This is a genomic window from Paenibacillus sp. FSL F4-0087, assembly GCF_038020215.1.
GTDB lineage: Bacteria > Bacillota > Bacilli > Paenibacillales > Paenibacillaceae > Paenibacillus > Paenibacillus taichungensis.
In genome coordinates this window covers 5,355,333-5,370,677 of record NZ_JBBODJ010000001.1, presented here as the reverse complement: position 1 = coordinate 5,370,677, position 15,345 = coordinate 5,355,333, and the positions used below count along the sequence as shown (strand labels likewise).

The window sequence follows — 15,345 nt, the reverse complement described above, 5'->3', positions numbered from 1 at the left end:
ATTCTACCGTTCGTTAATTCAACAAACCTGTCCCACTCATCATAAACGGCACCACTCGCTCGGCCAACTCAGCCGGGGATTCCTGCCTCTCCTCCAAATTCCAACGATACGCCACCCCATAGATAGACCAGCTCAGCATCGTTGCCAAATACGCCAATGTTTTGGGTGGCTCCGCACCATCTGTTTGACTCATGGCAAGCTCCAGAACAAGCTTCTCTAACTGAGCCTTAATGTTTTCCTCAAAGATTGGCGCTACGGATTCATATTTCTTGATACATTGGTTGCTTGAATCATGATAATTACATAACGAGATCACCAGTTGCTTTAGGGTCTCTTCTGTCATATGTGCCCCTACATTAATCTGTTTGAGCACATATTCTTGGAAAGCATAGGACAAAACGGATTCAAGCAGTTCATATTTGTCTGCAAAATGGGCATAAAATGTGGCCCGGTTAATCGTCGCCTTTTGCGTAATATCCTGAACCGTAATAGCTGAGAAATCCTTTTTATTCAAATGATAAAAAAACGCATCCTGAATTAATTGACGGGTTCGGATCACCCGTGGATCATTGGGATTTGGAGAAAACTCACCTGACATATACAAAGTACCCCTTTTAATCGATCTTGTAATCATACTTCTCAATGCTTCTATTATAGATAGCTACTGTTAGGTCAACAAGTAATCCAGGGTTAAACCGACATTATTATGGTGGCTTCGCTTAAGCAACACATTGGCTAAATCGTCGGTTGATGCAGCCTTTCTCCATTGATAATATTGCACTCGTACCCCGCTTGGAGGTGCACTATTATGGAGGTGTTTGACTTGAGTAGTCGTCAGCAGCAACAAGTTCAATTGACGGAAAATCTGTTTCAACCTTATACAATTCATCATTTAACATTGCAGTCTCGTATCGTTATGCCCGCTATGGGTCGGGCTTTCTCACCAGATGGTGTACCGGGCTCCGATGTAGCAGCTTATTATCGCAGACGTGCGGAAAATGGCGTCGGACTTATTATTACCGAAGGTGTAACTATTGACCATCCGGCGGCAACCAGCGAACCACGAGTGCCCCGTTTTCATGGCGAAGAAGCATTAAACGGCTGGGCAGAAGTCGTCAGACAAGTCCATGAAGCCGGGGGCAAGATTTTTCCACAGCTTTGGCATATGGGTATGGCTCGTCCAGCGGGATCACAGCCTTATCCGGAAGCTCCGTCCATTGGGCCGTCGGGTATTGATCTCGAGGGAAATCTGACGGGTGAACCGATGACAGACGAAGAAATCACCAACATCATTCAAGCTTTTGTTGACGCAGCAGTTCATGCCAAACGGCTTGGGTTTGACGGCATCGAACTTCAAGGAGCACATGGTTACCTGATTGACCAATTCTTCTGGGACAGAACAAATAAACGGACAGACCGCTATGGCGGCGATCTTATCAAGCGTACGCAATTCGCTACCGAACTTATTCAAGCGATTCGTGCTGCCGTGGGTCCTGATTACCCGATTGCCATTCGTTTGTCGCAGTGGAAAATGAGTGATTATTACGTCAAACCGCTGGACTCACCGGATAAGCTGGAGCTATTCCTGAATGTGCTGGTAGAGGCCGGCGTCGATATATTCCACTGCTCAACACGACGTTTCTGGGAGCCGGAATATGATGGTTCGGAACTTGGATTTGCCGGCTGGGTGAAAAAACTGACAGGCAAACCAACGATAGCCGTGGGCTCTGTCGGTCTGGATGATGAATTTACCAGTCTCTATACGGAAGGTAAAGGTGCAAGACACAAGGATTTGGATGATCTTCTTCATCGGTTGGAACAGGAGGAATTTGATCTAGTTGCCGTTGGACGCGCACTTCTCGCGGATCCGGCATGGGCTGTGAAGATCCGTGATGGCCGCGTGAATGAAATTCAGGCCTTTTCGCCAGAAGCGCTTGTTACGTTGCTATAAGATTAATTTAGGACCGAATTCATATGGTTATCCGTTGAATGAGCTATAATTGAACCAAAATACTCGTCATCCATTTAGTTAGGGACAGCGGGTATTTTGGTTTTTTTACATGTGTACACAAAACAGGCGAGCAATATCATCCAAGAAAGTCCCTTCTTTTCATATTATAATGACATTTAACTTACCAGAAAGAAGGTGCAGCAGGTGACTCGTGAAGTGCGAACCGTCGTGTTCGATACCGATCTACAACTCGAAGCCTATCAATTCGAAGGCATTATGCAGAAATTCCCCAATCATTTTCATGACTACTACGTCATTGGATTTATTGAGCAAGGCAATCGCCATCTTGTATGTAATAACGAAGAATATATGCTGAACACTGGAGACATGATTATTTTTAATCCGCATGATCCCCATGCCTGCGAACAGGTGGACGGCAGAACCCTGGATTATCGTTGCATCAACATTCAACCTGAGGTCATGCGCCAATATGTACAGGAAATTACTGGACAAGATTACTTGCCACGATTTACTTCCCCTGTATTCTATCAGAGCGAACATGTTACTTCCTTGTATGAGCTGCATCAGATGATTTTGGAAGAGCAAGCTGACTTTCACAAAGAAGAGCTGCTGCTCTTTCTGCTGGAACAGCTGATGAGAGAATATGCGGATGCCGAACCGCCTATTTCCACCCAGGACGTCACCATCGAGATTAGACGCGTATGCGAGTACATAGAGACTCATTATATGGAGAGCATTACGCTGAACCAGTTAGTCGAGTTAACAGGGCTGAGCAAATACCATCTGTTGCGTTTATTTACTCGTCAAAAAGGGATATCTCCCTACCGCTACCTAGAAACGATTCGCATCAATCAGGCCAAACGGCTATTGGAACAAGGCCAGCTCCCAATCGAGGTCGCCGCGCAGACAGGTTTCAGTGACCAGAGTCACTTTACGAATTTTTTCAAAAAGCTAATTGGCTTGACGCCCAAGCAATATAGACGCATCTTCAACCATGAAGTGGATTCAAAGCGTATAGCGGATGATCAGTCATGACAAGTCAGAACCAAATCTCCACTGGACATCTGCTGGCCTTACTTACGATCCTGATCTGGGGAACAACGTTTATCTCCACCAAGGTGCTGTTGATCGAATTCACCCCGGTGGAGATTCTGTTTTTCCGTTTCGTGATAGGCTATGTGGTGCTCTTCCTGATCTATCCGCGGTTGATGAGAATTACCTCAATTCGAGAAGAAATGCTGTTTATCGGTGCTGGATTATGCGGGGTTACGTTATATTTTCTCATTGAAAATATTGCACTAGTGTATACCTTCGCTTCCAATGTAGGTGTTATTGTTTCAATTGCCCCATTCTTTACCGCAGTCCTTGCACATTTCTACCTGGATGGAGAGAGATTGCACAAGCGGTTTATCGTGGGCTTCGTCATTGCCTTGTCTGGCATTATCCTGATTGGATTCAACGGCAGTTTCATCCTGCAACTGAATCCGCTGGGGGATCTGCTCGCTTTCGTGGCACCTGCTGTATGGGCGGTCTACTCTGTACTCATGCGCAAAATAGGTGAACTTCCCTATCACACTATCGGTGCTACACGCAAAGTATTCTTTTATGGACTATTATTCATGCTTCCGGCTTTGTTCCTATTCGAATTCCATTTCGATCTTGGGCGCTTCGCCAACATGACCAACCTCTCAAACCTTCTCTTTCTCGGGCTGGGTGCCTCTGCCTTATGTTTTGTAACCTGGAACCGGGCAGTGACTCTTCTGGGAGCCGTCAAAACAAGTGTGTACATTTATTTGGTGCCTGTCATTACTGTCGTCGCTTCTGCACTGATTCTACATGAGCGGATTACCTGGATAACGCTGCTCGGGGCTCTGTTAACGTTGGTCGGATCATTCATTTCAGAGAAAAAAGTACAAAGAAAAGACTACGGTAGTACGTTGCCGAAACTTCAATAGTGCAAGGTCCGTCTACCATAACTCAAAAAAGAGGCATTAATCCTGACGGATTAGTGCCTCTCTTCATTTTGCCAAGGACATTGCATCGATGCCTTTCTCTAATTCAACATGGATAGAAGTTTCTCCAACTCCTGCTTCTCCAGATGTCTCCATTGTCCACGTTCCAGTCCATCCAGCGTAACATTCATAATTCGGATGCGCTCCAGCTTGAGCACTCTGTAACCCAGGGCTTTGCACATTCTGCGAATTTGCAGATTAAGCCCTTGAGTCAAAATGATACGAAATACGTTCTCACTATGCTTATATACCTCACACGGCTTCGTCACCACATTCATAATCTCAACCCCCTGCGACATCGCTCGAACGAATTCGTCTGTCACTGGTTTGTCAACGGTCACTACGTATTCCTTGTCGTGATTATGCTCCGAACGCATCATCTTGTTCACAATATCTCCGTCATTGGTCAGAAAAATCAAACCCTCAGATGCCTTATCCAGCCTGCCAATCGCAAAGATACGCGAGGGATAATTCACATACTGAATGATGTTTCCCTCCACCTGTTCTGCTGCGGTGCAGACAATGCCGATGGGTTTATTCAGAGCAAGGTAAACAGGCTCGCGATCATTGAAAGGAATCTCCTGGCCATCAATGAGCACGATATCCTCGGGCTCCACGTCCGCACCTTTTTCACACACTTTACCATTAATCGTGATGCGCCCTGCTGCAATTAATCGGTTCGTTTCCCTGCGGGAGCAATATCCCGTTTCACTTATGTATTTGTTAATTCGCATGCTCCACCACTTCTCATCTGTAATATTGCCACTTGTTCATTAGCGAGCTTATGTTGTCAGTTCATCGGCTTCGTTCAATAGGGTAGTACCTTGTACTGATTTTCATCCCACATCATCTCACTTATAATGAAACGAAGCAAATGAATTGTTATACGGAGGTACATAGGAAACCCAAATTAAACTGAGAAAAGGAGTTAACCATGGACAAAAAGTGTATGAGAGTGCTTAAAAAGTTATATTTACACGCCAATGGTGATTATGACAGAGCACGAGAAGTAATGATCTATCAAACGGATACACTAACTGCAGCAGAACAGGAGCTACTGACTGCACAGGGCTGGGTGGCTAATGATCTCGAACTGATCCACCATGATGATATCCTTCAACAACTAATCGCTTTCCAGCAGCATGAACTTCTTTCCTGGTCGACGATTACTCAAGCATTTATTGCAGGTGTCGGGGGCAGTTATCCACGAGGCATATCTACGCTCGCAAGCTACCATATGATGATTCACTCGCAGATGCATGCTTATGAGGAAACTGAACAGTTCCTTGCTTGCCGAGTTTGCGGTTTCAGTCATAGCGATGAGGGCTGGGAGAATCTATCCAATATCCGTTACGCTCTTCACCAGGGTTATGATTACAGTGGGTCAAGCGTAGGTGCATACGCCGATCTAACAGAATTCATCAACTTACTTGAGAAGGAACCTATTAAACCGACTCCCGAGGATATCAACATATTCAATCAACTGCTTTATATGCTGGATCAGGCTGACGATGAAGAGTCTCCGGGAAAATTTGAGAAACGACTCACTGCGGAGAAATTGGTCAAAGGACACGCCGGAATTCGCAGAAGTATCCTTCAAGCGCTGTCCAGAGTAGGTGTGCTGCCTAATCAAGTTCTCTCCCTCAGTGCAGACCATTGGACCAACAACGAGCATATCCTGAACGGGGGATTGCTGCTTAACAATACCAAAGGCCGCTCTGATATGGAGATGCCTTGGGCGGGCTGGCAAGGTAAACTAGGCGTCGATTGGGACAAAGCACACAAGCTGTTTGGACACGCGATTCAATTCAAAGACTGAACAGTCCCCTGTCATATTTAATAATTATTGTTTGTATAAACAGCTTAATCCAGATAAAAAGGAGTTTCCCATGCACAAAGTTACCCAACTTTTAATTGACCCTGATCATCTGAACCAAAATACTGGTATATGGATTGGCGGAGAAATCGCATATGTTACAGATTGGCCGCTTAATCAGGAGAGTCAGCCCTTGTTGCATCTGTTCTCCATTGATTGCAATACACTTTTACAACAGCTGCATGTCCCTTCGTTGCCCCCTGGGAAGTATATTTCGGTCTTCTCCACCTATTCCGCTTCGGATTACTTTTTGGATCAGGTAACCTATACGGGGGATGAGCTGGAATGGAAGGAGAATATTCTCGCTGGATGTACATATGTATCCGTATCTTCAGAGCCACTAACTTCCGTATGTCCCATTCAATCCATTCCTTTATGCGGAGTAGGATTGACGGAAATAGAGATAGAGGAACAGGATTTCCCTGCCTTTTCATTTTTCTCTTCCATGCTACCAAACGGTGTGAACGGAATTAGCCATTTGTTAGAGGACTATCAATTCGTTTGTCAGATTTATTCCGGGGATTTCCCTGATCCCTATCAGGATATACTGGGACTTTCCGATGCAAACGGATATTTGTTATTACGAACTGGTTCTGCGTCTGCTCAGGCACCCTTGGAAGGAATTTTCTTTGTGCAGACTGCCTAGTGGGGACGATAGCTTAAGTTTATTCATAAGGATCTGATCATCAAAAAGTTTCCTGTCAATTACAGACAAGGAAACTTTTTTTGCTTCGACACGAAATCGTTTTAGGTTGAACATTGTGTGAGAAAGATCATTCATTCGCCAAAAGTTAACATTATTTTACAATAAAAAGCATGTACAATTGCATAATTATGGTATAAGTTATATACGAAAGAAACATTATTTACATAATATAAAATTTATATCCATCTCAGGGAGGGCAACACATGAGAAGAATTTTCGCTTTAAGCTGCGGATTTTATCTATTAATCGGCATAACCAGCGTTGTACTTGGTGCACTTCTACCCGTCTTATTGACACATTATGAGCGTGGTTATAGTGATGGCGGGTTTTTGTTGTTTTTGCAGTTCCTCGGTTTTCTTGTCGGGGTGCTCGTTGCTCCTTCCATGACTGCTCGCATCGGCAGAAAATCCATGTTAACCATCGCCCTGATCTGTATCGTTACTGCCTATGTTGTTCTCGGATTCTTGCCATCCTGGACAGTTGTTCTTCTTTTAACCATTATTGTCGGGTTTGGGTCTGGCATCATTGAACCCTCCGTTGGTGCGTTTACGATAGAATTTACGGAAAATCAGAAAGCAGTAGCAATGTCAAAGCTTGATGTGTATTTTGCCCTTGGAGCACTTCTCATTCCGGCAGTCGCTGCCTTATACATTTGGCTGGATCTTTGGCATCTTACGTTTTATACCGTTTCCGCGTTATCCCTTATTCTCATGCTGTTATGGGTGACCATGCCCACCTCCGCCGCTTCTTATCTGAAACAAGCTGGTGAAAATACCGTTGGACATGCAACGGGCAGATCCCAGTATTCCAGAAAACATCTGGGGCTGCTCACAATCTTCGTCGTCTTTTTCTTCGTTTACATGGGTCTGGAGTTAGGCCTAATGAACTTCTTGCCTTCCATTCTGGTCGAACGATTGCAGTTACAGGAATCTGTCGCTTCACTCAGCGTATCCATTCTATGGATTGCCATGATTATCGGTCGTCTTTTTTCCGGGAAAATTGCTGAAGCCGTCAACTACATGCCTTTCCTGATCTGGAGTACGGTAGGTACACTTCTGTTCGCCGTTGCCATGGTGTTCGTAACAGGCCAATGGGCAACATACCTGCTAATCTTCGGAACCGGATTGTTCATGTCAGGACTGTTCTGTATCGCACTGGTCTATGCCAACATTCTGATTCCCGGCATGACTGAGCGCACAACCAGCATCCTGATTGCCTCAGGCGGTATCGGTGGCGCCATCCTGCAGTATGTAACCGGATGGAGCATGAGTTCGTGGCCTGTAGTAAACACGATCTGGATTTTGGCCGGATTTTGTCTGATTCTACTCCTCACTCTCGTTCTCTCTCATCTCTGGAACGTAAGGAACAGCACCGTAAGTGGAACTCTCGCACATCAAAGTAAAGAGATTTAAACGTTGCTTCTTGAGAGGGGTGATGCCTGCGTAAACCAGAATTGTTGATCTTCGTTCAGGCTAGAACATTACATTTATGGAGGGAATCATATGCAAACCTTAACCAAAAACCGTTTCAGAACCGGACAAGGGATTAAGTTGATTGACGATGAAGGCGTTGAATATCTGGATGGCGTATCCGGTACATTCAATCTGTCACTGGGCTACAATCACCCGCATGTCGTGAGCAAAATTCAGGAACAAGTCGGCAATCTGACGCATATGTCTTCCTCCTTCACAGAACCGTATGTGGATGAAGTGCTCGATCATCTGATTGAATATGCTCCAAACGATATTAATGCGGGTTGGATGCGAGATATTACGGGCTCAACCGCCAATGAATGTGCCACCAAAATCGCACAGAAATACACTCAATCCACAGACATTATCAGCCTGTACCTATCCCATCATGGTCAGACCCAGTTTGCAACAGGGATTTCGGGAAATGCCTTCCGACGGAAACGGTTTCCAAATTCGGCTGTTCCCAACTCCGTTCATGTGCCTGCACCATACTGCTATCGTTGCCCATTCAAATCTTCAAGCGGAGACTGCGGATATCAATGCGTTGAAGCTATCTCCGATGCTATAGAATATGCGAGCTCCGGCTCAGTCGCCTGCATGATTATTGAACCGATTCTCGGCAATGGCGGCAATATCATTCCTCCTGCAGGTTATTTCAAGCGCCTGCGTAAACTGTGTGATGAGTACAATATCATTCTCATTGCCGACGAAGTACAGACGGGAATCGGACGCACCGGGTACATGTTCGCCAGCGAACTATTCGATATTCAACCTGACATGATTACCCTTGCCAAAGGTCTCGGCGGAATCGGTGTACCTGTTGCTGCGGTATTGATGCAGTCCCGATTGAATGTACTGGAAAAGCATGAACATTCCTTCACCTCTGGAAGCAATCTGATCTCCGTAACCGCTGCCAAATCTACCCTGGAGGTTGTATCCGAACCTGGATTCCTTGATGACGTGAAACGCAAAGGTGAAATCTTAGGCGGATTACTGCAAGATTTGGCCATGAAATATCCAAGCATCGGTGAAGCTCGCGGAGTCGGGCTGATGTGGGGATTGGAAATGGTGGGTGACAATAATGAACCGGATACGGATAAAACCAATGCCATTATCGACCGTGCCTTCACGGATGAGCATCTGATTTTAAGAGGATCACGTTACGGATTCGGGAACGTAGTAAAGGTCAGACCATCGCTTACCACAACAGAAGATGAGTTGGTTGAAATTGTAGAGCGACTCGATTCGGTGCTTGCAAGCGTCCATTAAAACATTTCAATGCCATTGCTCGAAGTGGTCGTTTCGGTTACGAATCGTTCTTCTGATCGCTGTTATCCCCGGATTTTATTTGATTTCCCTTTTCCGAGGGGAAAATCCGTTGATAGCATATGCTTCCGAAGCAGCTTTCTTCCAGAAAGCTTTTAGGCGAACGCTCCGCTTCTTCAGAATCGATTTCGTCCCCTTCACTACTTTCGTATCTTGTCAGAAACTGTTTTTAAAATGAATCGCTATAGTTACATTTCATATTATTATAAGGAGGTTTTAACATGTTAGCATTGGTATACAAATCGGCTTGGGATGTAGCGCTTGAGGAACGGCCTGTTCCGGAAATCGCGAGAGATAACCAGGTGTTGGTTCGAATCCGGGCAACGGGTGTATGCGGTACCGACCTCGGTATTGTCAGCGGTAAATATCATGCGGTTCCTTCCGTCATACTTGGTCACGAGTCTGCCGGGGAAGTCATTGCTGTGGGCACAGCTGTAACAACACTGCAACCGGGAGACCGGGTTGTCATCGATCCTACCTATTATTGCGGGCAATGCGACATGTGCAGAACAGGCAGACAAAATCACTGTACACATAAGTCGGTTACAGAGACCGGTGTGAGTGCTGATGGTACATTTACGGATTATTATGTAACAGAGGACCGCTTTTTGTATAAATTGAAGGACCATGTGAGCTATGAGGAAGCTACATTGACTGAACCGCTGAGCTGCATGCTTACAGGCATTAATCAGATCCAGCTGCTGCCGAATTTCAGAACAATTATCCTCGGCGCAGGGCCGATTGGTATTCTATACAGCTATGCCCTCGCTTCCAAAGGCGTCACTGGCTGTCTCGTCGATATCTCGGAAGAACGCTTGGCTATTGCAGGTTCGATTGCACCGGACCGTTGGGAGGTTCATTCATCCTTTGAAAATGCGATAGAATCACTGGCACCCACAACCAATCAGGTTGATATGATTGTGGATACGACAGGCGTCGTGGGTACACAAGTGCTTTCGCAACTCGCCAGCGGCGGTTATCTCATGCTGGTCGGTCTGAGAGATGGTAACACATCGTTCAATCCCAAGGAAGTTGTGGACCGCAGTCTAAAAATCATTGGCTCCATCGACTCCCTGGGAACTTTCGCAACAGCACACTACATGATAGAGCAACAGATTATCCCGGCGAAAAAAATTATCACCCACTCGTTCCCGTTGGAGGATTACGAAGAGGCATTCCGCACGCTTGGCTGCGATATTCAGGGGCGTACACTTCAAGCTTCTTCACATGCCATCAAAGTGGTGCTGCAATCCAGCGGTTCCAGTATCTAATGTAGCAAGTTAATCATGATTGAGATAAATTAGAGATAATTGCTTACAGAATCCTGGAGGAGGAATACAACATGGTAGCAAACAAGGAGTTTGACGGGCTGGGAGAGTCAAAGAATGACAGCATTCAGGCGGTCATTTTTGACATGGATGGCGTACTGATTGACAGCGAACCGATTTATTTCGAGATTGAACGCAGCTCTTTTGCCCATTTTGGCGCAAAAATGACGGAGGAAGAACATCACACCTATGTTGGAGTCACGCTGGAATCGATGTGGCGGCAAGTTTTGGACAAGCACCAGTTAACAGCTACCGTGGAAGAAGCCCTCGCATACCATCAACATAATGTGATGCAGACGATGCTGGCTCACCCGAAGCTGACAGCCATGCCTTCCGTAGAACGCTGGTTAAGCTGGCTGCATGAGCAGCACATTCCGATAGCCGTTGCTTCTTCATCTCCACGTGCACTGATCGATCTGATCATGGACAAGACCGGACTTGGAAAATACTTCGAGGTCCGAATGACAGGTGAGGAAGTCACGAATGGCAAACCGGCTCCGGATATATTCCTGACTACAGCCGAGATGATTGGAGCATCCCCATCGAACTGTCTTGTCATTGAGGATTCGCGCAATGGTGTTCAGGCCGCCAAAAGTGCAGGTATGCGCTGCATCGGATACCGCAATCCGGGATCAGGTGACCAGGACTTATCCAAAGCCGATTTTCAGATTTCCAGTTACGATGAGTTATGGACGCTGAAAGATACACTTCCGTTGGAAGGCCGATCGCCAAGCTTGTCGGAAATAAACTAACACGAAAAAAAACAACCCAAATGGCTTCAATTCCTTGGAATTGGAGCTATTTGGGTTTTGCTTGCTGCAAATTTAACGCGATAACACAAACTCGAATATCGTCTAGACCGAAATATCCAGACTTCCACCCAGATTGGGATGAGGAGCCGGAACCGACTTTAACATTTCTGTTAGTTGCTGACCTTGCTGCTCTGCCATGTCTTTCGACATGGACATGACTTGCAAGCTCGCCGACTGCGCTACTGAGACTTGACTCATAGCCATTGATAATGCTGCAATATCCATGTTCTGCACTCCTTTCGTTTTCTGGTCAATAGGCATACCTATTTTATATCGGTCAGATGGGAGGAAATATGTAATTCTCTCCTTCATGTTCAAAAGCTTAACATTCGCCCTCTTCCAATCCTTTCGAAGATGCTATAGCAAAACAAAACATCTATTAATACGTATATGTTAAAATCATGAAGGAGGGTTGCTTATGAACGGGAGAAAATTTGTTATTCTTTTTTCAGTCATTGCCGGAGTTTGTATCGGGTTATTTGGTGGATTTATCTATTGGGTCCTGTCAGGAGTCTAGAACATTTCTATGAAAAGAGTTCCTAACCTAAGTATTTCAATACCCCATCTGTTTCCTTGGCTCTCAGGGTGACTTTGGCTAATAACTGTTCCGGTTGCTGAAAATCCCCTTTGATCTCTTCCATCAATTCCTTTACCATCTCTTCCAGTTGCGCTAATGTTGTTTCTTTAGGTAAAATACGAGTTCTTGCGATCTCATGTTTACGAAAAGAATCATCATACGATGGAACTGTTTCCTGACCGAATGCACTAATTTCCAGCTCAACTTTTATTCCTTCCGACATTGGTTTCACCTCTTTACTCGTTTAAGACTGATTAGGACTCAATCAATCCATATTTCACAAAACTGTGGTACAAGCCATCTTCTTCAATAGTTCCAGTTATATCATCTGCAATGGCTTTGAGACCCGGCTTGGCATTACCCATCGCAATCCCTACAGCACAATACTCCAGCATCTCCGCATCATTCATGCCGTCCCCAATGGCGAGTGTATCTTCACGTGACATACCCAGATGCTCCAATAAATCTGCAATAGCAATGGCTTTATGAATGCCCGGAATCATCAGTTCACCGCTTCCTTCACCAAAGATAGGTACCGTGCACTGAATGACTTCGAATTTGCCTTCAAACTCCTGCTTGATTCGATCGAACGGAATCGTGGAGCTTTCCAGAAAACAAACTTTGTTTACGTCGTCCTTGTATAAATCGGCTTCACCATACGTCAGACCAGCAATAAACGGATGTGGCTTTTGTTCTTTTTTCGCTCTGGCATCGGGATCATTCTCTATATCACCATAGATGCGACGTTCCAGATGAGATTGAAGATTGGAGCTGGCGTACAAGGCCGAATTAGATTCGAGGTAGAAGTCAATCTGGTGTTCATTGAAAAATTCGACCATATGCCGTACATCTTCTGCCGTTACCCTTTTGTGATACAGCACATCTTGACCGAACTCAACATAGCCACCGCCGGCACCGATCAGACCGTCAAATCCTACTTCCCATATAGAATCGTAGATTTCCGCCTTGGATCGTCCTGTACATAAATAGAGCAGATGTCCATTTTCACGTGCCTGTTTGCACGCCTGTTGTGCGGACACCGGAATGTTGCCGTCATCATCTACCAATGTGCCATCAATATCTATAAAAACAATTTTTCGATTCGTTGTACTCATCTGCGTTTGCCCCCATCATGTATCTTGCCTGCGTTAAAGTATTCATTCTATTCCAGATACCTATTTCACTATACTTCCCCAGTCTAATTGTGAGGCTGAGTCAAAAAACATCTCCATAGGCTGATCCCTTTGCTTGCTCCCAAATTCGAGCCTGTATTAACACAAATTAGCATTTAAAATGGTCATTTACTTGCCAATTTGTCCATATGCACCGTCTGCCAATCATCGTTTTGCTCCATAACAACCACATATCCCTGACGTTTCCAGAAATCCACGGCTCCAGGCAAAAAGCGATGTGTATGCAAATACAACGTTGTGTAGTGCAGCTCCGCCACCACTTTCTCCAGTTCTCTTACGAGGAGTGAACCAATACCGTATCTGCGATATTTAGGATCCACATAACATTTCACAATTTCGGCGGCAGACTGTTCAGGATATCGTCCTTTCACAACTTCGATACGCCCATCATAAGGCAGGATGCCAATGGAACCCACAATCTCTTCTTCTTCGGTGACAGCAACCAGAAATACAGCATCGGCTGAATCCAGATAATGTTCTTTGAATTGCTCCAGATCTACAGGTAACTCCTCATGATCCAGCTTTGGAAATACTTCTTTGCGGACACGCATGGCAAAATCAATTGCATCATAGATTTGGTGCTCTTGAATAGCTATCACTTTCGGTACGGCCTGAAGCTGTGTCACAAAATCCACATTCCTTATCCTTAGATTCGAGCCCGTTTTCAGCTCCGTATACGAACCCAACTAACCGCAAGTTCGCTCTCTGCTTACAATTCTACCGATATAAGCTCTTCCTATCAATCTATCTAAACGACTAACCAAAATAGAAGAAAGCCCGCGCGATTTGATAGGGATCGCATACGATAAGGCGTGTCATCAATCAACTTCGAGGGGGAAGAACATATGTGGTTATCGCTTGGAATCTCTGCTGCAGCACTGCTGGCAATTGGGTTCATCTATCGTTATGTGGAAGATAAACTTGCAACCAAAAAGTTTCATCCCCACGCACCCAAGCAGCTGTTAATCAAGTTCAAGGAAGGTACGACAGCCGACGAGATGTACACTCTGCATAAAAAAGCAAAATGTAACGTAGCCGAAACGTATGAAGATCTGGGCTGGTATCGCATTGAATCAAGAAAGAAAATGCAGCGTATGTTAAAGCACTACAAGGACCATGTGCTCATCGAGCATGTTGAACCGAACTACTACCTTCAGGCATCGTTTACGCCAAATGACCCGTTTTTTCCTTACCAATACAACCTGCCAAAAATCAATGCTCCCGCTGCCTGGGACATTTCCCAGAGTAACAGCTCGGTCAAAATCGCGATCATTGACACTGGCGTGCAGTTAAACCACCCTGAGCTTGCTGGCAAGATCCTTCCCGGATACGATTACATTGATTATGATAATATTCCCGAAGATGGTAATGGGCACGGCACTCATGTAGCTGGAATTGCAGCTTCGATAACCAATAACGGAGTTGGCATTGCTGGTGTGGCACCGCTCGCTTCGATTGTCCCGCTACGTGTATTGGATAACAATGGACAAGGTACAACGGGTAACGTCGGAAACGGACTTGTTTACGCGGCCAACAACGGTATTCAAGTCGTTAACCTGAGTCTTGGTGGGCCAACGGGAGAAGCTTTTCTTCAGGCTGCCGTGCAGTATGCATGGGATCGGGGTGCTGTCATCATCGCGGCAGCAGGTAATGATAATACTTCGTATCCGATTGTACCTGCCTCTTATCCAAACGTCATTGCGGTAGCTTCAACCAATCCTTCCGACCTCAAATCCAATTTTTCAAACTATGGATCGTGGGTTGATATGGCTGCACCAGGTGATACGATTCTGTCCACATACCTGGGTGGCTCCTATGCCTATCTAAGCGGAACGTCCATGGCGGCTCCTCATGTAGCGGGAGTGGCTGCATTACTCGCTGCACGCGGGAAAACTAATGCGCAGATTCGTGATGCCCTATGCTTCGCATCCGATCCCGTATCCGGCTCTGGTGTGTACTGGACGTATGGGAGACTGAATGCCTATCAGAGTCTGCAAGTGCCATAACACAATTACATTCACTCGTAATGGCATGGATCATCGCCACTTCCATTTCTCACGAATAAAGAAAT

The 15,345-nt window shown here is 45.5% G+C and carries 16 protein-coding genes; 10 read left to right on the top strand and 6 right to left on the bottom strand.

The genetic code is table 11. From position 1 onward, the window contains the following. Positions 1-13: 13 nt before the first annotated feature. On the bottom strand, positions 14-598 hold the full coding sequence (locus MHB84_RS24735; RefSeq protein ID WP_076289063.1) for a TetR/AcrR family transcriptional regulator: 585 nt from the start codon (positions 596-598) through the stop codon (positions 14-16). Between the two features lie 225 nt (positions 599-823). Here MHB84_RS24735 and MHB84_RS24730 point away from each other — a divergent pair, with 225 nt between their 5' ends. The 3 genes from MHB84_RS24730 to MHB84_RS24720 all read left to right on the top strand — a co-directional run bounded on the left by MHB84_RS24730 (position 824) and on the right by MHB84_RS24720 (position 3,927). After that, the gene (locus tag MHB84_RS24730) at positions 824-1,951 is read left to right on the top strand and encodes an NADH:flavin oxidoreductase (RefSeq protein ID WP_256716801.1); all 1,128 of its coding nucleotides are present in this window, start codon (positions 824-826) and stop codon (positions 1,949-1,951) included. A 204-nt stretch (positions 1,952-2,155) separates the two neighbouring features. Beyond that, positions 2,156-3,007: a helix-turn-helix domain-containing protein gene (locus MHB84_RS24725; RefSeq protein WP_076289061.1), complete on the top strand. Its 852-nt coding sequence runs from the start codon at positions 2,156-2,158 to the stop codon at positions 3,005-3,007. Continuing rightward, complete coding sequence (locus tag MHB84_RS24720; RefSeq protein WP_076289060.1) at positions 3,004-3,927, top strand: DMT family transporter; 924 nt, start codon at positions 3,004-3,006, stop codon at positions 3,925-3,927. The genes MHB84_RS24725 and MHB84_RS24720 overlap by 4 nt, the downstream gene beginning before the upstream one ends. A 98-nt stretch (positions 3,928-4,025) precedes the next feature. Here the strand turns inward: MHB84_RS24720 and MHB84_RS24715 are convergent, their stop codons facing one another. Beyond that, positions 4,026-4,718, bottom strand: coding sequence for a pseudouridine synthase (locus tag MHB84_RS24715; RefSeq protein ID WP_076289059.1), 693 nt, complete (start codon positions 4,716-4,718; stop codon positions 4,026-4,028). Positions 4,719-4,933: 215 nt separating this feature from the next. On the opposite strand from MHB84_RS24715, the gene MHB84_RS24710 reads away from it, so the two are divergent. From MHB84_RS24710 to MHB84_RS24685, 6 genes are all read left to right on the top strand, one after another. Then, entirely contained in the window at positions 4,934-5,803 is an 870-nt protein-coding gene (locus tag MHB84_RS24710; protein ID WP_341143071.1) for a hypothetical protein, read from the top strand. 70 nt (positions 5,804-5,873) lie between these two features. Next, positions 5,874-6,506: a hypothetical protein gene (locus tag MHB84_RS24705; RefSeq protein ID WP_076289057.1), complete on the top strand. Its 633-nt coding sequence runs from the start codon at positions 5,874-5,876 to the stop codon at positions 6,504-6,506. 263 nt (positions 6,507-6,769) lie between these two features. Continuing rightward, positions 6,770-7,978, top strand: a complete 1,209-nt coding sequence (locus tag MHB84_RS24700; RefSeq protein WP_076289056.1) for an MFS transporter — start codon at positions 6,770-6,772, stop codon at positions 7,976-7,978. A gap of 90 nt (positions 7,979-8,068) precedes the next feature. After that, entirely contained in the window at positions 8,069-9,307 is a 1,239-nt protein-coding gene (locus MHB84_RS24695) for an aspartate aminotransferase family protein (protein WP_076289055.1), read from the top strand. A 278-nt stretch (positions 9,308-9,585) separates the two neighbouring features. Continuing rightward, positions 9,586-10,635 carry a zinc-dependent alcohol dehydrogenase gene (locus MHB84_RS24690; RefSeq protein WP_076289054.1) on the top strand — a complete coding sequence of 350 codons (1,050 nt, stop codon included), beginning with the start codon at positions 9,586-9,588 and terminating at the stop codon, positions 10,633-10,635. Positions 10,636-10,706: 71 nt separating this feature from the next. Next, positions 10,707-11,444 (top strand): HAD family hydrolase, encoded by a 738-nt coding sequence (locus tag MHB84_RS24685; protein WP_076289053.1) that lies wholly within the window; start codon positions 10,707-10,709, stop codon positions 11,442-11,444. Positions 11,445-11,546: 102 nt separating this feature from the next. Here MHB84_RS24685 and MHB84_RS24680 read toward each other — a convergent pair whose 3' ends face one another. The 4 genes from MHB84_RS24680 to MHB84_RS24665 form a co-directional block, all read right to left on the bottom strand. Further along, the gene (locus MHB84_RS24680; RefSeq protein ID WP_024630505.1) at positions 11,547-11,729 is read right to left on the bottom strand and encodes a YjfB family protein; all 183 of its coding nucleotides are present in this window, start codon (positions 11,727-11,729) and stop codon (positions 11,547-11,549) included. 314 nt (positions 11,730-12,043) lie between these two features. Continuing rightward, positions 12,044-12,304, bottom strand: coding sequence for a hypothetical protein (locus MHB84_RS24675; protein WP_083678887.1), 261 nt, complete (start codon positions 12,302-12,304; stop codon positions 12,044-12,046). Positions 12,305-12,335: 31 nt separating this feature from the next. Further along, on the bottom strand, positions 12,336-13,196 hold the full coding sequence (locus MHB84_RS24670) for a Cof-type HAD-IIB family hydrolase (protein WP_076289052.1): 861 nt from the start codon (positions 13,194-13,196) through the stop codon (positions 12,336-12,338). A 182-nt stretch (positions 13,197-13,378) separates the two neighbouring features. Next, positions 13,379-13,900 carry a GNAT family N-acetyltransferase gene (locus MHB84_RS24665; RefSeq protein WP_083678905.1) on the bottom strand — a complete coding sequence of 174 codons (522 nt, stop codon included), beginning with the start codon at positions 13,898-13,900 and terminating at the stop codon, positions 13,379-13,381. Positions 13,901-14,119: 219 nt separating this feature from the next. On the opposite strand from MHB84_RS24665, the gene MHB84_RS24660 reads away from it, so the two are divergent. After that, positions 14,120-15,280 carry a S8 family peptidase gene (locus MHB84_RS24660; protein ID WP_076289051.1) on the top strand — a complete coding sequence of 387 codons (1,161 nt, stop codon included), beginning with the start codon at positions 14,120-14,122 and terminating at the stop codon, positions 15,278-15,280. Positions 15,281-15,345: the final 65 nt, after the last annotated feature.